Annotated in this window: 16 protein-coding genes; 5 read left to right on the forward strand and 11 right to left on the reverse strand. The window is 66.4% G+C overall.

Annotation, left to right across the window (positions count from 1 at the left end; translation table 11 throughout):
- The first annotated feature begins 22 nt into the window (after positions 1-22).
- Positions 23-1,591: a glutamine-hydrolyzing GMP synthase gene (gene guaA, locus CMASS_RS02130; protein WP_022862684.1), complete on the forward strand. Its 1,569-nt coding sequence runs from the start codon at positions 23-25 to the stop codon at positions 1,589-1,591.
- Between the two features lie 155 nt (positions 1,592-1,746).
- On the opposite strand, the gene CMASS_RS02135 is transcribed toward guaA, so the two are convergent.
- The 4 genes from CMASS_RS02135 to CMASS_RS02150 all read right to left on the reverse strand — a co-directional run bounded on the left by CMASS_RS02135 (position 1,747) and on the right by CMASS_RS02150 (position 5,563).
- Entirely contained in the window at positions 1,747-3,054 is a 1,308-nt protein-coding gene (locus CMASS_RS02135; protein WP_022862683.1) for an ABC transporter permease, read from the reverse strand.
- On the reverse strand, positions 3,051-3,722 hold the full coding sequence (locus CMASS_RS02140; protein ID WP_033399503.1) for an ABC transporter ATP-binding protein: 672 nt from the start codon (positions 3,720-3,722) through the stop codon (positions 3,051-3,053). Before CMASS_RS02140 ends, CMASS_RS02135 begins: the two co-directional genes overlap by 4 nt.
- Positions 3,723-3,818: 96 nt before the next feature.
- Positions 3,819-5,063, reverse strand: a complete 1,245-nt coding sequence (locus tag CMASS_RS02145) for an efflux RND transporter periplasmic adaptor subunit (RefSeq protein WP_022862681.1) — start codon at positions 5,061-5,063, stop codon at positions 3,819-3,821.
- A gap of 101 nt (positions 5,064-5,164) precedes the next feature.
- Positions 5,165-5,563, reverse strand: a complete 399-nt coding sequence (locus CMASS_RS02150; RefSeq protein ID WP_022862680.1) for a hypothetical protein — start codon at positions 5,561-5,563, stop codon at positions 5,165-5,167.
- Between the two features lie 66 nt (positions 5,564-5,629).
- On the opposite strand from CMASS_RS02150, the gene CMASS_RS02155 reads away from it, so the two are divergent.
- Complete coding sequence (locus CMASS_RS02155; RefSeq protein WP_240482761.1) at positions 5,630-6,331, forward strand: hypothetical protein; 702 nt, start codon at positions 5,630-5,632, stop codon at positions 6,329-6,331.
- Positions 6,328-8,031 carry a Y-family DNA polymerase gene (locus CMASS_RS02160; RefSeq protein WP_051126818.1) on the forward strand — a complete coding sequence of 568 codons (1,704 nt, stop codon included), beginning with the start codon at positions 6,328-6,330 and terminating at the stop codon, positions 8,029-8,031. The genes CMASS_RS02155 and CMASS_RS02160 overlap by 4 nt, the downstream gene beginning before the upstream one ends.
- A 27-nt stretch (positions 8,032-8,058) precedes the next feature.
- Here the strand turns inward: CMASS_RS02160 and CMASS_RS02165 are convergent, their stop codons facing one another.
- The gene (locus tag CMASS_RS02165; protein WP_051126817.1) at positions 8,059-8,745 is read right to left on the reverse strand and encodes an AMIN-like domain-containing (lipo)protein; all 687 of its coding nucleotides are present in this window, start codon (positions 8,743-8,745) and stop codon (positions 8,059-8,061) included.
- A gap of 87 nt (positions 8,746-8,832) precedes the next feature.
- Here CMASS_RS02165 and CMASS_RS02170 point away from each other — a divergent pair, with 87 nt between their 5' ends.
- Positions 8,833-9,759, forward strand: coding sequence for a sucrase ferredoxin (locus CMASS_RS02170; protein ID WP_205617722.1), 927 nt, complete (start codon positions 8,833-8,835; stop codon positions 9,757-9,759).
- Here the strand turns inward: CMASS_RS02170 and CMASS_RS02175 are convergent.
- From CMASS_RS02175 to CMASS_RS02185, 3 genes are read right to left on the reverse strand one after another with little or no spacing between them, the layout of a single operon-like run.
- The gene (locus CMASS_RS02175) at positions 9,756-10,592 is read right to left on the reverse strand and encodes an ABC transporter ATP-binding protein (protein ID WP_022862678.1); all 837 of its coding nucleotides are present in this window, start codon (positions 10,590-10,592) and stop codon (positions 9,756-9,758) included. The genes CMASS_RS02170 and CMASS_RS02175 overlap by 4 nt on opposite strands.
- Complete coding sequence (locus CMASS_RS02180) at positions 10,589-11,680, reverse strand: FecCD family ABC transporter permease (protein ID WP_027018591.1); 1,092 nt, start codon at positions 11,678-11,680, stop codon at positions 10,589-10,591. The genes CMASS_RS02175 and CMASS_RS02180 overlap by 4 nt, the downstream gene beginning before the upstream one ends.
- Positions 11,681-12,832: a FecCD family ABC transporter permease gene (locus CMASS_RS02185; protein WP_084684387.1), complete on the reverse strand. Its 1,152-nt coding sequence runs from the start codon at positions 12,830-12,832 to the stop codon at positions 11,681-11,683.
- A 279-nt stretch (positions 12,833-13,111) separates the two neighbouring features.
- Between CMASS_RS02185 and CMASS_RS02190 the strand changes: the two genes are divergently transcribed.
- Positions 13,112-14,164, forward strand: a complete 1,053-nt coding sequence (locus tag CMASS_RS02190; RefSeq protein WP_051126825.1) for an iron-siderophore ABC transporter substrate-binding protein — start codon at positions 13,112-13,114, stop codon at positions 14,162-14,164.
- A 133-nt stretch (positions 14,165-14,297) separates the two neighbouring features.
- On the opposite strand, the gene CMASS_RS02195 is transcribed toward CMASS_RS02190, so the two are convergent.
- The 3 genes from CMASS_RS02195 to CMASS_RS02205 form a co-directional block, all read right to left on the reverse strand.
- Positions 14,298-14,999: a methionine ABC transporter permease gene (locus CMASS_RS02195; protein ID WP_022862674.1), complete on the reverse strand. Its 702-nt coding sequence runs from the start codon at positions 14,997-14,999 to the stop codon at positions 14,298-14,300.
- Positions 14,996-16,093 carry a methionine ABC transporter ATP-binding protein gene (locus CMASS_RS02200; RefSeq protein ID WP_022862673.1) on the reverse strand — a complete coding sequence of 366 codons (1,098 nt, stop codon included), beginning with the start codon at positions 16,091-16,093 and terminating at the stop codon, positions 14,996-14,998. The genes CMASS_RS02195 and CMASS_RS02200 overlap by 4 nt, the downstream gene beginning before the upstream one ends.
- 63 nt (positions 16,094-16,156) lie before the next feature.
- Positions 16,157-17,041 (reverse strand): MetQ/NlpA family ABC transporter substrate-binding protein, encoded by an 885-nt coding sequence (locus tag CMASS_RS02205; RefSeq protein ID WP_022862672.1) that lies wholly within the window; start codon positions 17,039-17,041, stop codon positions 16,157-16,159.
- Positions 17,042-17,114 lie beyond the last annotated feature (73 nt).

The following is a 17,114-nucleotide window of genomic DNA, read 5'->3' on the forward strand; positions in this document are numbered from 1 at the left end:
CAGGTAAGTTAAACTGTTCGCCGTGACTACAGCTACCCCTCGTCCTGTCCTAGTCGTCGATTTCGGCGCGCAGTACGCGCAGCTTATTGCCCGCCGCGTGCGCGAGGCCCGGATTTATTCCGAGGTCGTGCCGCACTCCGCCTCGGTGGAGGAGATCCGGGCGAAGAACCCGGCTGCCCTCATCCTCTCCGGCGGCCCGTCGTCCGTCTACGCCGACGGCGCCCCACAGCTCCAGCCGGAGCTGTTGGAGCTCGGCGTGCCGGTGCTGGGGATCTGCTACGGCTTCCAGGCCATGAACCACGTGCTGGGCGGCACCGTGGCCAACACGGGTGAGCGCGAGTACGGCCGCACCGATATGCAGGTCAACGGCGGCGTTCTCCACCGCGGCCTGGAGGAAAGCCACAAGGTGTGGATGTCGCATGGCGATGCGGTCTCCGCGGCCCCGGAGGGCTTTGAGGTGACCGCCACCTCTGCCGGCGCCCCGGTCGCTGCCATGGAGTGCCCGGCCAAGAAGATGGCCGGCCTGCAGTACCACCCGGAGGTCTTGCACTCGCCGCACGGCCAGGAGGTGCTTACCCGCTTCCTCACCGAGATCGCCGGCCTCGAGCAGAACTGGACCGCCGACAACATCGCAGAGACCCTGATTGCGGAGGTGCGCGCCCAGATCGGTGAGGACGGCCGCGCCATCTGCGGCCTGTCCGGCGGCGTCGATTCGGCGGTGGCCGCCGCGCTGGTCCAGCGCGCCATCGGTGATCGCTTGACCTGTGTCTTCGTCGATCACGGCCTTCTGCGGGCCGGCGAGCGCCGCCAGGTGGAGGAGGACTTCGTCTCCGCCACCGGCGCGAAGCTGGTGACCGTGGACGAGCGCGAGGCCTTCTTGGGCAAGCTCGCCGGCGTGACCGACCCGGAGGCCAAGCGGAAGGCTATCGGTGCGGAGTTCATCCGCTCCTTCGAGCGCGCGGTCGCGGGCGTTCTTGCCGATGCCCCGGAGGGCGCCACCGTGGACTACCTCGTCCAGGGAACGCTGTACCCGGACGTCGTGGAGTCCGGCGGCGGCGCGGGCACCGCGAACATCAAGAGCCACCACAACGTCGGCGGCCTGCCTGACGATGTCGAGTTCGAGCTCGTCGAGCCGCTGCGCCTGTTGTTCAAAGACGAGGTCCGCGCCGTGGGCCGCGAGCTGGGCCTGCCCGACGAAATCGTCGGCCGCCAGCCCTTCCCGGGGCCGGGCCTGGGCATCCGCATCATCGGCGAGGTCACCGAGGAGCGCCTGGAGACCCTCCGTGCGGCCGACCTCATCGCCCGCACGGAGCTCACCAACGCCGGCCTGGACGACGAGATCTGGCAGTGCCCGGTAGTGCTGCTTGCCGATGTCCGCTCCGTCGGCGTCCAAGGCGATGGCCGCACCTACGGCCACCCCATCGTCCTGCGCCCGGTCACCTCGGAAGACGCAATGACCGCGGACTGGACGCGCGTTCCCTACGACGTGCTGGAAAAGATCTCCACCCGCATCACCAACGAGGTCGCGGAGGTCAACCGCGTGGTCGTGGATGTGACGTCCAAGCCGCCGGGAACCATCGAGTGGGAGTAGCAGGAAAGCCCGCGGGCATGGTTTCCAGATTGCTGGCGAGGAGGACGTCGACTACGAGTTGTCACCGGAGTCCGTGACTGCCGGTGACAACGAGGAAGATGCCGCTGTGAAATTGGGGCAATCCCAGTTCCGTCTCTCCCTTGGTTAGCCGGTTGCTACTCGTAGCGCAGGGCGTCGATCGGGTCGAGTTTTGCGGCCTTGGCGGCGGGGTAGTAGCCGAAGAAGAGGCCGATGGCGAGTGAGAAGCCGATGGAAATCAGCACGGCGCTCAGAGGCGGGAATACGAAGGTGCCCATGAGTGAGGCGCCGAGCATGCCCAAGGCGGAGCCCAGGATGATGCCGATGAGGCCGCCGACGAGGCAGACGATCATGGCCTCGATGACGAACTGCCACTTGATGTCGCGGCGGCGAGCACCCAGCGCCTTGCGCACGCCGATCTCCCGGGTGCGCTCGGTGACGGTGATCAGCATGATGTTCATGACGCCGATGCCGCCGACGAGCAGGGAGATTCCGCCGATACCGGCCAGGCCCGCGCTCAGTGCGGTGAGGAACTTATTGAACTCGTCCATGCCCTCGGTGCCGTCCGACACCTTGACCTCGAAGTTCTCGCTGCCGGCGTAGTAGCCGTCGAAAACTTCCTGCACGCGGCGGGCGACGTCTTCCTTGTCTGCATCCGGGGCAGTCAGGATGTCGACGCTGCCGAAGGTCTCTCCGGCGCCGGCTTGTGCGGACACATCGGCAAGTGCCGGGTAGGGGATGAAAGCCGAGGGAAGTATCGGGGGGATGCTCAGCAAGCCGCCGCCTTCGTCCTTGGCTTTGACCACGCCGATGACCGTGAAGTCGGTGTCGATGGGTGTCTTGCTGTCGTTGCTTGTCGAGTTGATGGCCTTGCCCACCGCGGTTTCGGGGCCGCCGGGGAAGAACTCGTCGGCGAGCTCGTCGGAGATAACCGCGACGTCGCGCCCGGTTTCCACGTCGTCATCGGAAAGCAGGCGTCCGGCGACGAGTTCGAGGTCCTCGTTTCCGAGGTAGTCGGGGTTAACACCGAGGACGCTCGTCGAGTTCTTCTCGTGGGTTTCAAGCGCGTCCGAGTACTGCAAGTCTGGGCCGGCGCTGGTGTAGCTATCGCCACCGATGGCAACGCCGGTGATGTCAGAGCCCAGTCGCTCTCGGACAGCCTCCACCATGTCGGGGTTGAGGCGCTCATCCGGATCGTTGATATTGGTCATGCCGGGAACGCCGAGCGGATCGTCTTGATCCTTTACCGAGACACTCGCGGTGATCGTGTTGGCTCCGACCGCCTCCAGGGACTGGCGCATATTCGTCTTCAGCGACTGGCCGAGAGTCAAAATCGCAATGACGGCGGCAATGCCGATGATGACGCCAAGGAGCGTGAGTGCGGAGCGCATCTTGTTGTTGCGCAGGCTGGCCAGCGCCAGCTTGGATGCCTCTTTCACGTTCATGCGAGCACCCCGTTTTCTAGTCGGCCGTCCGACATGGTCACGGTGCGAGTGGTCTCCGCAGCCAGCTCCGGGTTGTGGGTAATGAACACGATGGTCTTCTCCTGCTCGCGGTTGAGCTGGTGGAACAGATCCATCACCATGCGCCCGGTGGCGGAGTCGAGGGCGCCGGTGGGCTCATCGGCAAGCAGGATGTCCGGGTCATTGGCCAGCGCACGGGCGATGGCCACGCGCTGTTTCTGGCCGCCGGATAGCTCGTTGGGCAGGTGCTTGGCGCGATCCTGCATGCCCACCATCTCCAGCAGCTCAGCGGCGCGGGCGTGCCGCTGGCTGGCGGGCACACCGGCGTACAGCAGGGGCATTTCCACGTTTTCCTGCGCGGAAATGCGGCCGATGAGGTTGAAGTTCTGGAACACAAAGCCGATGGACGCCGAGCGGTAGCGAGCGAGCTGGTCGTCGGTGCTGTCGAGGACGTCCACCCCACCCAGGTAGTACGTGCCCCGGGTCGGGCGATCGAGCAGCCCAATGATGTTCATCAGGGTCGACTTACCCGAGCCGGATTGGCCCACGATGGAGACGAATTCGCCGGCGGCAGCCGTGAAATCGAGCCCGGGGATGACGGTGAGCTCGCTGGGCTTGCCGATGTTGAACGTCTTCGTGATGCCACGCATATCGATGAGCAGATCGCTCGACGCCGGCACGCGGGGTATCTCGGTGGTGGCTGCCCCGGGATCCGTGGCGTCGTGATTGTCCGGAGTCGTCACTGGTTACGCCTCCCCGAGATCCACGGTCTGGCCGTCGAGATCCTGGTGATCCTTTACCTGGGTGATGACCCGGTCGCCCGGCTTCAGGCCGTCCTTGACCAGCGCATCGAGGTTGTTCTTGGCGCCGATGGTGACCTCGCGCTTTTCCACACGCGCGTTGTCGCCCTCGCCGGTGACGGCCAGGACGTACGTCTTATCCTCGTCCGGAGTGACGGCGGTCAGCGGAATGGTGGTCGCGTTCTTTTCTTCCGAGGTGGTGATCTTCGCCTTGCCGGTGGAGCCGATGCGCAGGCCCTCGTGGTCGCCGTCGACCATGATCTCCACCGGGAACTGCGCCTTTTCTTCAGACTCGATGTCCGAGCCCGGCATGTTGCCCTTCGTGGAGTGCCCCGGGATGGAATCGCCGGCGACGGGCGAGATGCTGGAGACGGTGCCCTCGAACTCCTTGCCCGGTGCGGACGGGGAGGTGAACGTGACGCGGTTGCCTTCCTTCACCGTGGAGATGTCCGCCTCCTTCACCATGACGGTGAGTTTGAGGGAGGAATCGTCGGCCACCGTGAACAAGGGGCCTTCGGCGGGGGAGCCGCGGTGCGCGTCGGCGGAGGTGACCACGCCGCCGATCGGGGTGGCGACCTGACCGCTGTTGATGGCCACCTGCAGGCTGTTGTTTTGCGACTGCGCCGAGTCGCGGGCGGTGGTCAGCTGCTCCCACGCGCGATCGACGCGGCGGGACGCGGCGTTGACCTGGTTTTGCAAGTCCACGCCCTCTTCCTCGGTCGCGGCCTGGGCGCGGGCGTTCTGCAGCTCCTGGAGCTCCTGCTGGGCCTGCTGGAACTGCTCCTCACTCTCGCCGAGCTCGGCATTCTGGCTTGCCTTCTGGGAAGCAAGTTCCTGCTCTTCCTTGCTGGTGTCGATGTAGGCCAGCACCTGCTGCGGCGCGACGCGGTCGCCGACGGCGGCCTCGACGCTGGTGACCGGGCCGGTCAGCTGCGTGGTGAGCGTGGCTTCGCGGTCGGCGGAGATATCACCCGTGCCGGACAGGGTGGTGGTGAAGTCCTTCTTTTCCACCTTCGTCAGATCGGACGGGGACAGTGCGGCGGAATCCGAACCGCCGCTGCTGCCGCCGCGGAGGGCGAAGGCGGCAAGCGCAGCGAGGAGGATGAGTGCGAGCAGGATCGAGCCGATGATCCACCAGATCTTTTTACTCTTCGAACGCTTTTCTACGGGGCGAGCGGCGTCGATAGCCATGGGGAGGAGGCTCCTTGTTGTAGACAATGTATTCAGTGCTTATAAAGACCGTGAATATACTGTCATAGCCTGCGAAACTGCGCATCATACCCAGGGAGGATTTAGGCGTACGCCAGTTTTCGCGATCCGTCTACGTGCGGGTACAGCAAGAAGCAAGCGATAAAGAAGCCGAACCACACCAGGGCGGAGCCCCAAGCGGGAAGTGAGATGAGCGGGGCGAGCATGACGCACAGCCACAGGACAAACAGCGGGATGATTTGTGCGACAGAGGGCATCATCGTGACGTTTTCGCGCTCGGCGAAGTCGCGCATCTGCTGCTGATACGGGTGGGTGAGGGTGAGCAGTACTGCGGCGGCGACTGACAGTAGTGCGACGATGGCTGCGACCGCGATGTCCGCGCGGCTGGCGAAGATGGTGACCGCGGTGGCGATGAGGGCGCTACCCACGAGACGAACCCATCCCGGGGTGGGGATAGGCGTGGGCCGAGTGTGCGGGTTCATGGCGGTCACCCTACCTTTCGAACATATGGTTGCATTGTGTCTGGGGTCGGGTACATACTATCTCCCGTGACTCAAACAAGCGTTCGTGCAGCCGGGGAGGCGGTGGACCTCGCGACCCTTGATCGCGGAGACCGCATCGCCGTGCTGCGCTCACGCATGGCCGCCCTCGGCGGGACGGAGGCCCCTGCGGTTGCGGACCCGGAAGAGATCCTTCCGGTCCCGTCTGAACTGGGTAAACTGCTGGTGTCTGGCGGCTTGGCTCGGCGGCAGGCGGTCGCGGTGAGCGACTGTCCGGCGCTGGTGGTGGAGATTATCTGCAGTGTCACTGCTCGCGGCGGCCAGGTGGCCGTCGTGGGATGGCCCGATCTTCTCCTCGCACAGGTAAGCGAGTCGGGAGATGTGGACAAGGTCATCGTCATCCCCGATCCCGGGCCGGATCCGTGGTCCGTGGTGGGGGTGCTCGTGGAGGGGATGGACCTCGTTATCTACCGCGGCGGGGTGCAGGGAAGCGAGAAGGTCACCCCCACGCGTGCGCGGCCGGTCTTGGCCAAGCTGCGGAAGGGTGAGGCGTCCCTGCTCACCGTGGGAGCGCATCTGCCGGGCAGCGCGCTGGTCATTGACGCGCACGTGGAGTCCTTCCGCGGAATCGGCGCGGGGACCGGCCGCATCCAGGGCTTCGACATCGCGGTGCAGGCCAAGGCGAAGGACGGGGCCCGGCGGGGAGTGGTGACGTGCGGTAAGCGCCGGCGCCGCCTGGAGGCGGTATGAGCAGCGACAGTCACGTGGCGGGCCATGAGGTGGCACACCGCGTCGCCGCGCTGTGGTTTCCGGACTGGCCGCTGCAGGCCGCGCTTCTCGATGGCGCGGTGGACACACCCGGAGCCGGTGACGCGGGCGCGGGTACTAGTGCCGGCGTCGGATCGGTGCCGCTGGCGCTTGTGCAGTCCCACCGGGTGCACGTGTGCAACGCGGCTGCGCGGGCGGTGGGGATCCGGCGCGGGATGCGGCAGCGGCAGGCTCAGGCGGTGTGCCCGGAGCTCACAGTGGTGGAAGCGAACCCGGACCGCGACGGAGCAGTGTTTGCCACGCTGGTGGGCGCGTTGGATGAGGTGGCCTCATCGGTGGAGATCCTGCGCCCCGGGTTGGTGATCGTGGACGCCGGGGCCGCCGGGCGTTTCCACGGCGGCGAGGAGGCCGCGGTGGAGATGCTGGTCGATGCCGCCGCCCGCCGCGGGGTCGACAGCACCGTGGGGGTGGCGGACGAGATCGCCACCGCACTTATCGCTGCGCGCCACCCGGGCGGCGGCATGGTGGTGCCGCCCGGGGCGTCGCGTGACTACCTCGCCCCACGTGCGGTGCGTACACTCGCGGCGGAAACGAGCCTGGGGTGCGGGGCCGAGCTGGTCGCGCACTTCGAACGGCTGGGGCTGCGCACCTTGGGCGAGCTGGCGCAGCTTCCGCTGGCCCAGGTGGTCACCCGCTTCGGGGAGGCGGGCCGGACCTGCCACGCTATTGCCCGGGCCGCCCCGGACCGGCGCGTGGCGCCGGATCTGCCGGCCAGCGACTACGCAGTGGGGGTTACCCCCGAAGAACCCATCGCGCGTGTTGACGCCGCGGCCTTCATCGCCCGGAACCTGGCCGCGCGGTTGCACGCGGCGCTCGCCGCCGCGGGGTTGGTGTGCACGCGTCTGCGGGTGGTGGCGGAATTTACCGATGGGCAGCGTCTCGAGCGCGTTTGGCGGATCCGGCACGCGCTGACGGAGGCGGACACGGCCGATCGGGTGCGCTGGCAGCTCGACGGCTGGCTGTCAGCCGCCCGCGCCGCCACCCCCGCGCAGGCGACTGGTGATGACTGGGACGGCGGGGAAAACGGCATCGTCACGCTCCTGCTCGATCCCGTGGAGACTGCCCGCCCCGGCATGGATGAGGCCCTGTGGGGAACGAAGCGCACCGCGGAGAAAGCCCACCGCGCCATCGCGCGGGTGCAGTCGACGTTGGGGATAGATCGCGTGCTTCAACCCCATGTCGCCGGCGGCCGCGGGGTGGCAGAGCGCATCACCTTCGCCCCTTACGGCGAACAGCGGGATCCGGCGCCCGCCGGCGCGTGGCCGGGGCGAATCCCCGCCCCCTTGCCGGCGGTCAGCTCCCCGGATCTGCGCGGCCCGTCAACCAACCACCCGGCCGCCCGCATCCGGCTTATCGATGCCGCCGCGTCCCCCGTCGGGGTCACCGCCGAGGCGCTGTTGAGCTCGGTGCCGTACGCGCTGGGCTGGGGCAAGCACCGCTACCGGGTCGTCGCCTGGGCCGGGCCCTGGCCAGTAGATACCCAGTGGTGGACGAATTCCCCGCAGCGGGTTGCGCGCCTGCAAGTCGTGGGGGAGGAGCCGACCGCGCAGTCCGGCCGGCAGCGGGCGTGGCTGCTGTTATGGGAAAACCAGCAGTGGCGGGTGGAAGCGAGCTACCGCTAGTGGCCTTCCCGCGCGGCGGCGTTCTTCCTAGGAAATGTCGATGACCAGACGGGACGGGTTGTCCAGCACCTGCACCGAGTACGGCCGCTTTTCCGTCAGCCCCACCACGAACTGGGAACGGCCTTCGAACGTGCCGCTGCTAATCACCTCGGTCACCCGGTCGCCGCCGCCCTTGACGGTGCCGATGTCCGGGGCGTCCTTGCCCAGCTCAAACGGGTAGGTCGTGCCGTCCACATTGACGTTGAGCGCAATCGTGCCGTCATACTCAACCGGGTTGCCGGACCCCTGCTGCGTCGGCGTGGTGGCATAATCCACGAACCAGCCCGGCGTGCCCTCACCTTCCAGATCGAAGACAACGCGGTCAAAGTCGTCGTGTTTGCCCACGCGCACGTCGGAGACGATGAGCTCGCCGGGCGCTTCCGGGCGGGCGGTCTTCATCTCCGTGTTGGCATCGCCCAGCGGGGCAATGCCCGCCTCGTTGCCGTCGTTCTTCCCGCCGGTCTGGGCCGCCTTTGTCTGCGGCGGGGTGGTGCCCGCGGCGGAGCTGGACTCCGGGGCCCGCGTCGAGGTCACGGTCTCCGGGCCAGCCTCCGAGGTGTCAGCCCCGTCAGCGGACCCCGCCTGATCCTGCGGCGCGCTGCACGAGGACAGAGCGAGAAGGAGCGTGGCGGCGGTACCTGCGGCCAGAGTGAAACGACGATGCGCGTAAGTCATAGGTCTAACCATATCCATTCGGCCAAACCATGCGAACCGAAAACGTCTACTTCTCTGCAAGCAGGAGCGGAACGTAGAGTAGTCCGCATGGATCGCGTGATGTGCTCAGATGTCGAGGTGGGCCCGCTGGCGGGCACCGCAAAACAGGAATCGGTGTACGTCCTGTTCGAATCCCCCGGCGGTTGGTCACGCGACGTTTTAGACGGCGGCACCTTCGGCGACGAACTTACCGCGCAGCTCAAATCCACACTCGCCGGTGCCGGTGCTTCCCTCCAGCTCATCCGCCGCGCCGGGCGCCGTGGCCGCGACGTGAAGAAGCTGCGGCGCTGCTACCTGGTGTGGGCGCGCCACGAGGTTATCGAGCTAGTCCTGCTTCCCGGACCGGAGGACATCCTCGGCCTCGACCTCAGTGGCCCGGGCAAGAATGGCGGGGAGAGAATCGACACCCCGCTGGTGCTCGTGTGCACCCACTCCAAGCGCGACCAGTGCTGCGCGGTCAAGGGGCGCCCGCTGGCCGCGCAGCTGACGCAAACGTGCCCCGACTCCGTGGTGTGGGAGTCCTCCCACATGAAAGGCCACCGCTTCGCCCCCACCGTCCAGGTGATGCCCTGGGCCTACAGCTACGGGCGCTTGAATACGCAGGCGGCGCAGGACATGGCCGAGGCCGCGCTGCGCGGCGAGCTGTTTTACCCCGCCAACCGCGGGCGGGGCATCTGGTCCGAGCGCGGCCAGGTTGCAGAGCTCGCCGTCGCGCGCGAGCTCATCGAGGACGGTGAAACGCCAGCGTTCGGCGATCTCGTTGTGCCCGCCGAGCTAGACGGCACGCGCGGGAAGAAAGACAAGAAGGCCCCGTCGCAGCTCGTCCGCATCGCCCACCGCCGCGATGGCCGGCAGTGGGAGGTCGAGGTGGAACCGCAGACTGTCGAGGGCGTCGTTGCCTCATGCGGCAAAGGTCCGAAAACCGAGACCGCGTGGGTGGCAGTGGCGGTCCGTCCCGTCGAGGCGGAGGACTAAGCCCCGCGCTGCGACTCGGCAGCGGGCGCCGTCGCCGGTGCTGCGGGGACGATAAGCGGGCCGCCGGTGGCCGGGTCTTCGATGATGAGCGCGTCGAGGTCGAAGACCTCGGCGAGGAGCTCGGAGGTGATGACATCGGCAGGCGCGCCCGAGTCGATGACTGCGCCGTCGCGCATGACCACTAGGTGGTCGGAGTAGCGCACCGCCAGGTTTAAGTCGTGCAGCACCATGACCACGGTGCGCTCCAGCTCGTCGCGCAGGCGCGTGACCAGGTTGAGCACCTCAATGGAGGTGGACAGATCGAGGTACGTCGTCGGCTCGTCGAGGAACAACACGTCGGTGTTTTGTGCAAGCACCATCGAGATCCACACGCGCTGGCGCTGCCCGCCAGAAAGCGCGTCGACGCGGTGATCCGCCAGGTGGGCGCTGCCGGTATTTTCCAGTGCGCGCACGACCTCTTCCTCGTCATGGGACGACCACTGGTTGATCCACGATTGGTGCGGGTGCCGCCCGCGCGCGACGAGATCGGCGACCAGAAGCCCTTCCGGCGCGATGGGACTTTGGGGCAGCACGCCGATGAGCTTGGCCAGCTCCTTTTTCTTCAGCGTGGTGACATCGCAGTCATCGAGGCGTACCTGGCCGGTCGAGGGAATGAGCCGGGACGTGGCTTTAAGCAGTGTGGACTTGCCACACCCGTTGGGGCCGATGATGGTGGTCACCTTACCGGCGGGGAAGGTGACGCCGAGGCCGGAGATGACCTCAGTGTCGCCGTAGCTGACGTGCAGGTCGCGGGCGGAGATCTCCTGCGTGCAGGTGCGGGGTGCGGTGGTCATACGGTGGTCCTCTGGTTGGTGCGGACGAGCAGGTACATCAGGAATACGCCGCCGATGGCGGAGGTGAGCAGGCCGACAGGTAGCTCTTTGGGAAGCAGGTGCTGGGTGGCTAAGTCGGCGCTCACCACGAGGGCGGCGCCGGTGAGCGCGGCGGCGATAAGTGGCGGGCGCGACAGCCCGCATAGCCTCAAGGCCAGCTGCGGGGCCACGAAGGCGACGAACCCGATAGGGCCCGCCGTGGCGACGGCCACCGACACCAGCAGGACAGCGACGAGCCACAGGCTCATGTGCGTCAGCTGCGGGTTTTGGCCCAGCGCCTTTTCCACGTCGGTGCCCAGCGAGCTGGCGTTCAAGCGGAAGGATATCCAGGCCAGCAGTGGCAGGCAGCAGGCCACCACGACGAGCAGCGGGATGACCCGGCCCCACACGGAGGAACCGAGGGATCCGGTGAGCCAGAACTGGGCGGTGGCGGCATCGCGAAGCGCTGCACGGATGAGCAAGAAATTGACGTAGGCCAAAAGCAGCGCGTTGATGATGACGCCGAAAAGCACGAGCCGGAACGAGTCGACCTCCCGGCGGAAGGCCAGCGCCCAGATGGCTACGGCGGTCAGCAGACCGCCCAGCGCGGCGGCGACGGGGATGCCCGCGCCTGCCAGCCACCCAGCCACGCCGCCGCCGGTACCGAGCACGAGCACGGTCACCGCCGCGGCGGATGCGCCCGAGGTGATCCCCAGGATGTCTGGGCTGGCCAGCGCGTTGCGGGTTGCGTTCTGGGTCAGCGCACCGGACAGGCCCAGCGCCGCGCCCACCGCGACCCCGGCCAGCGAGCGCGGTAGGCGCCATTCGAGCACGACCAAGCGCTCGGTCCGGCTGCCCCCGCCGGTAAAGAGCACCTGGAAGACGGTGCCCAGGTCGAGCTGGTAGTCACCCAGTGCAAGGGAGAAGGCGAAAGCCAGCGCGGCAACGCACAAGATGGCCACGGTGGCCATGGCCGCGCGGGGCCGCCACACCGTGGAAAACGGACCGACGCGGAGAGCTGGCCGGCTGGCCAGGCGGGCAGGGGGTGCAGAAGTAGTCGGGGAGGGCATCTATACGTTCACCACCCGATTGCGGTAGATGAGGAACATGAAAAGTGGGGCACCCACAAACGCCAGGACGATGCCCACCTGCACCTCCGCGGGGCGCGCGATGAGGCGGCCGACGATGTCGGCGTACACCAGCAATGCGGCGCCGGCCAGGGCGGAGACCGGCAGGATCCAGCGGTAATCGGGGCCGGTGATAGACCGCGCGATGTGTGGGATAACCAGGCCGATGAAGCCGATGGGCCCCGCCGCGGCCGTGGCCGTCCCGGCGAGAAGAGCGATAAGCAGCATGGCGATGATGCGGCTGCGGCCGACGTTGACGCCTAAGGCGGAGGCGGACTCTTCGCCCATGGTCAACACGTTGAGCGTCGGGCCGCAGGCGAGCGCCGCAGCGAGCGTCACGGCCAGCACGGGAAGTACCGCCCAGAAGACGTGCAAGTCACGGCCTGCCACGGACCCGACCGTCCAGAAACGCATATAGTCCAGGTTCTGGTTGTCCGTCAGAACAAACGCTGAGGTGATGGCGTTGAGGACGGCCGAAAGGGCCGCGCCCGCGAGGATGAGCGTCAAAGGGTTGACCTGCCCGCTGCCGATGGAGGACAGGCCGAAGATGGCGACGGTGGCCAGCGCCGCGCCGCAGAAGGCTAGCCCCGCGCTGGGGAGGGTGCCGCTAATCCCACCCAGTGCCAGCCCCGCCACCACGGCGAGGGCCGCGCCGGAAGAGATGCCCAGAATGCCCGGATCCGCCAGCGGGTTGCGGGTGTGGCCCTGGATGAGTGCGCCCGCCACGCCTAAGGCGGCACCGACCAGTACGGCGAGGAGGGTGCGGGGGAAGCGCAACTGGACCACGGCCAGCTGGTCCGCATTCAGCGAGTCGGGGCGTGCCAGAAGCTCGCGCAGGTGGCGCATGGAATCCCACACCACGTCGAGCGGCACGGACCGTGAGCCCAGCGCCAGCGAGAGAGGCGCGCCGACGGCAATCAGGGCGACCAAGATCGCGATGGCAGCCAGCCGGCCGCGCCGCCGGTGCCGCGTCGCAACGCTGGCGTTGGCGCTCCCGGCGCTGCCTGCTGCGACAACGGCGTCGGCGCCGGTGTCGGTAGTGGTGTCGGTATCGACGTCGGCTGCGGGCGAGCGTGTGGGGGAAAGGGGTGGCATAGTCGCGGACAATACCATTAGGCAACCCTCACCTAATAGCTGGAAGGTCTGGAGTGTAGGCGCCGGTGTAGGTGGCCTCCGGGGTGGATGTAGAACCGGCAGGTTGTAGACGCGTGCACCAAGCTTTCGTTAAGCTAGCGACGCAGAAAACATATGGCAAACCTAACCTAAAAATCAGGCCTGTGTGGTGCGCCATGGTGAATCAATGAAGCGCGGCAGACGCTGCCGGCTTCCCAGAAAGGAACCAGTGTGAATTCTCTGCGTACGAAGTCTTCCATCTTGGGTGGGGACAAGGCGACCAGCGCCGTCAAGGCGGCCGCGACGGTGTTTACCGTTGCCGCACTCAGCACCGGCGTGGCCGCCTGCTCCGCCGAGAGCGGCAACGATTCCGCACAGGGTGGCGCAGCCGGCAAGGACTCCGATATCCAGCCGGTGACCATCGAACACGCGCTGGGGAAAGCCGAGATCGACGAGAAGCCGGAGCGCGTGGTGACGCTGGGCCAGGGCTCGACCGAGACCGCCATTGCGCTGGGCGTGACCCCGGTGGCCATGGAGGAATACGACTGGGGTGCGGACGACTCGGGCTACCTGCCGTGGATCCGCGAGGCGGTCGAAGACAAGGGCGACGAACTGCCCGCCCTCATCAAGGGCCAGGACAATCTGAGCCCGGAGGAGATCCTCAAATACGAGCCGGACGTCATCCTCGCTCCGTGGTCGGGCCTGACCCAGGAGCAGTACGACCAGCTGAACAAGATCGCCCCGACCGTGGCTTACGAGGAACAGCCGTGGGTTATCAAGTGGGACGATCAGATTCGCACCGTGTCCAAGGCACTGGGCAAGGAAGATAAGGCGCAGGGGCTTATCGATGACATCCAGGGCGAGCTCGCCGACGCCAAGGAGCCGGAGTACGAGGGCAAGACCTTCAGCTACATCTACAACTCGGGCCCGGAAAACTTAGGCATCTTCTTCCCCGATGAGCAGCGCGTGGCGATGGTCCGTGCGCTCGGCCTCACCGTCGACCCGGTGGTGGAGGAGTTCCGCAAGGACGAGGTGCCCGGCACCGACTCCGCGCAGGTGTCCAAGGAGAACCTGGACAAGCTGGACAACTCCGATCTCATCTTCACCTTCTACATGGATGACGAAAACCGGAAGACCATGCACAAGGATCCGGCGTATTCGCGCATTCCGGCCATCGCAGACGGCCGCGAGGTCGCCTACACCGACCAGTCGTTGGTGACCGCGTCGTCCATGATCAACCCGCTGACGGTTCCGTGGGCCACCGAGCGCATGAAGCCGCTTATCGATGAAGCCGTGGCCAAGGTGAACAAGTAACCCGGAGACGCTTAAGACATAGAAAAATCCCCGGGCTGGGACACTGCCGGATTGGATGCCCCGGCCCGGGGATTTCCGCTTACCTACGTCGCTCACACCCGCGAACGCCGTTAGCGCCCGCTCGCGGGGGGAGCTAACGGCGCATGATCTTCGACGAGAGCCAGTTGCCAAAGAACTGGGCGGCCTGCACCAGCACGATGATGATGAGGGTGGCCACGACGGTGACCTCCCAGTCGTAGGCGCGGTAGCCGTAGACGATGGCGAAGTCACCCAAACCGCCGCCGCCGACGTAGCCGGCCATCGCGGACATATCGACCACGGCGATGAACAGGAAGGTGTAGCCCAACACCAGCGGGCCGAGGGCCTCCGGGATGATGACCGAGGTGATGATCTTCCAGGGGCCGGCGCCCATGGCGCGGGCGGCCTCAATCATGCCCGGGTCGATGGAGACGAGGTTCTGCTCCACCACGCGGGTGACAGCGAAGGTGGCGGCGATGGCCATGACGAACGTGGCCGGCTCGCGGCCGATGGACGAGCCCATCACCGCCACGGTCAGTGGCTGTGCGAACGCCAGCAGAATGATGAACGGGATGGGGCGCACGAAGTTCACCAGCACGTTGAGCAAGGTGTGGATGAACCGGTTGTGCAGGATGCCGCTCGGGCGGGTGGTGTAGAGCAGCACGCCGAGGATAAGCCCCAGAAGGCCCGCGACCAGCATGGTCACCGTGACCATGATGAGGGTATCGCCGATTGCCTCGAACAGCGTGCCGCTTAGGCGATCCCACTTGCCGCCCGCGGCGAGGAGCGTGGTGTCAGTGTTCAGCGCGTCGGTCATCGCGTGATCTCCTCAATGTCGGTGGTCTGGGACAAGGTGTTGATGAAGCGGTCGATGGCCGCGTCATCGCCGTTGAGGCGGACGGTCATCTTGCCAAAGGATTTGCGCTGCAGCGTGGTCACGCCGCCGTGCACGATGGAGATGTCCACGCCATCCTCGCGCAGGCGGGAGGCGGCCTCGAAGAAGCCGGAGTGGGCGCTTAAGTCCACGGTCACCAGCCGGCCGGAGTGGGCCAGGAGATCGTCGGCCTCCACCTGGTCCGGGGTGTTGCGCAGCGAGGTGGACACGAAGCGCTGCGCCACCGCGGTCTGCGGGTGGGAGAACACGTCGTAGATGGGGCCTTGCTCCACCACGCGGCCGTGCTCCATGACCGCAACCTTGTCGGCGATGGAGCGCACCACTTCCATCTCGTGCGTGATCACCACGATGGTGATGCCGAACTCCTTGTTGACCTGGCGCAACAAGTCGATCACCTCTTGGGTGGTCTGCGGGTCAAGGGCGGAGGTGGCTTCATCGGCAAGCAACAGCGACGGCTGCGTGGCCAGCGCACGGGCGATGCCCACGCGCTGCTTCTGGCCGCCGGACAGCTGCTCCGGGTAGGAACCGCCCTTGTCGCCCAGGCCCACGAACTCGAGCAGCTCGTTCACGCGCTTTTTCCGCTCCGCCTTGTCCACTCCTTGCAGCTTCAGCGGGTACTCGATGTTGCCTGCGGCGGTGCGGGAGGAAAAGAGGTTGAACTGCTGGAAGATCATGCCGATCTGGCGGCGGATGCCGCGCAGTTCCGATTCCGGCATGCCCACGATGTTCTTGCCGTCGAGGAGAACCTCGCCGGACGTGGGGGTGTCCAGGCCGTTGATCTGGCGGACCAAGGTGGATTTACCTGCGCCGGAGTAGCCGATGATGCCGACGATCTCGCCGGGCTCGACGGTCAGCGAGACATCGTCAAGCGCCGTCACCGCGCCCTTTTCCTTCTTGAAGAGCTTGTTCTTCGTGGTCTCGAAGGTCTTGGTGACGTCGCGGAATTCGACTCGGGTGCCCCGGGATTGGGAAACGGGGGAGCTCCCCGCACCTGGTTGCGTGCTTGGTTGTGTCACTAGTTTCTTTTCCCCTGCAGCTTCTGGGTAAGCGTGTCGGTGGGCGGGCAGTTGGTAGGCCGGCTACTTGGACGCGTTGGCGTCAGCGCCGTCGGTTTCTTCCTCCAGGCGCTTGAGGATGTCCTGCAGCTCCTCGGCGGAGCGATCCACCGGGATGGAGGTGCCCGCGGAGTCTTCCTCCACGGCCTTTTGCACCTCGTCGGAGTGCCACAGCGCGGCCAAGTCCTTCAGTTCCTGGTTGTCGGCGTCCTCGGAGCGCACGGCGAAGACGTTGATGTACGGCTCGGCTTCCTTGGACTTCGGATCGTCCTGCGCGACGGCCGAGTGCGGGTCGATGCCGGCGCGGTCCAGGAAGGAATTGTTGATGACGGCGGGCTTGCCCTCGCTGTAGGCCGAGGAGGTCTGCTCCGCGCCGACCGGGGCGACCTTGACCTTGGACTTGTCCTTGTCGATGTCGTTCGGCTGCGGGCTCAGCGGCGCGTCCGGCTTGAGCTCAACCAGGCCCTTCTGCTTGAGCAGGTTGATGGCGCGGGCCTGGTTCGTGGTGTCGTTCGGGATAGCGATTTCCTCGCCGTCAATGCCGTCGAGGGAATCGTGGTCCTTCCAGAACAGCGCCAGCGGAACGATCTCGGTGGAGACGATCGGCACCAGGTCGGTGTCGTTGCCCTTGTTGTATTCCGCCAGGTACTGCAGGTGCTGGAAATTGTTGGTGTCCAGCTTGCCCTGTTCCAGCGCCTGGTTCGGGGTGGTGTAATCGGAGAAGGGGACGATCTCTACCTTGTAGCCCTTTTCCTTCGCGGCGTCTTCGAAGGCGGACCACGCCTTCTTGGCGGCGTCGGTGGTGCCGACGCGGATGATGTCGGAATCATCGCCCGAGCCACAGGCAACGAGCCCAGTGGAGGCGAGGGTCACGGCTGCGCCGGCGGCGATAATGCGGCGGATCTGCATGGTGTACGTGTCCTTTTCTTTAATGCTGTGCTTTCCGCAGCGCCGGGGCGTATGCGCGCATGCGCTGGGAATA

The organism is Corynebacterium massiliense DSM 45435 (assembly GCF_028609805.1).
Taxonomy (GTDB): domain Bacteria; phylum Actinomycetota; class Actinomycetes; order Mycobacteriales; family Mycobacteriaceae; genus Corynebacterium; species Corynebacterium massiliense.

Excerpts from the sequence above, each read along its gene's own strand:
- CMASS_RS02135 (WP_022862683.1), bottom strand. The coding sequence starts at position 3,054 with ATGAACGTGAAAGAGGCATCCAAGCTGGCGCTGGCCAGCCTGCGCAAC.
- CMASS_RS02140 (WP_033399503.1), bottom strand. The coding sequence starts at position 3,722 with ATGCGTGGCATCACGAAGACGTTCAACATCGGCAAGCCCAGCGAGCTC.
- CMASS_RS02145 (WP_022862681.1), bottom strand. The coding sequence starts at position 5,063 with ATGGCTATCGACGCCGCTCGCCCCGTAGAAAAGCGTTCGAAGAGTAAA.
- CMASS_RS02150 (WP_022862680.1), bottom strand. The coding sequence starts at position 5,563 with ATGAACCCGCACACTCGGCCCACGCCTATCCCCACCCCGGGATGGGTT.
- CMASS_RS02160 (WP_051126818.1), top strand. The coding sequence starts at position 6,328 with ATGAGCAGCGACAGTCACGTGGCGGGCCATGAGGTGGCACACCGCGTC.
- CMASS_RS02165 (WP_051126817.1), bottom strand. The coding sequence starts at position 8,745 with ATGACTTACGCGCATCGTCGTTTCACTCTGGCCGCAGGTACCGCCGCC.
- CMASS_RS02170 (WP_205617722.1), top strand. The coding sequence starts at position 8,833 with ATGGATCGCGTGATGTGCTCAGATGTCGAGGTGGGCCCGCTGGCGGGC.
- CMASS_RS02175 (WP_022862678.1), bottom strand. The coding sequence starts at position 10,592 with ATGACCACCGCACCCCGCACCTGCACGCAGGAGATCTCCGCCCGCGAC.
- CMASS_RS02180 (WP_027018591.1), bottom strand. The coding sequence starts at position 11,680 with ATGCCCTCCCCGACTACTTCTGCACCCCCTGCCCGCCTGGCCAGCCGG.
- CMASS_RS02185 (WP_084684387.1), bottom strand. The coding sequence starts at position 12,832 with ATGCCACCCCTTTCCCCCACACGCTCGCCCGCAGCCGACGTCGATACC.
- CMASS_RS02195 (WP_022862674.1), bottom strand. The coding sequence starts at position 14,999 with ATGACCGACGCGCTGAACACTGACACCACGCTCCTCGCCGCGGGCGGC.
- CMASS_RS02205 (WP_022862672.1), bottom strand. The coding sequence starts at position 17,041 with ATGCAGATCCGCCGCATTATCGCCGCCGGCGCAGCCGTGACCCTCGCC.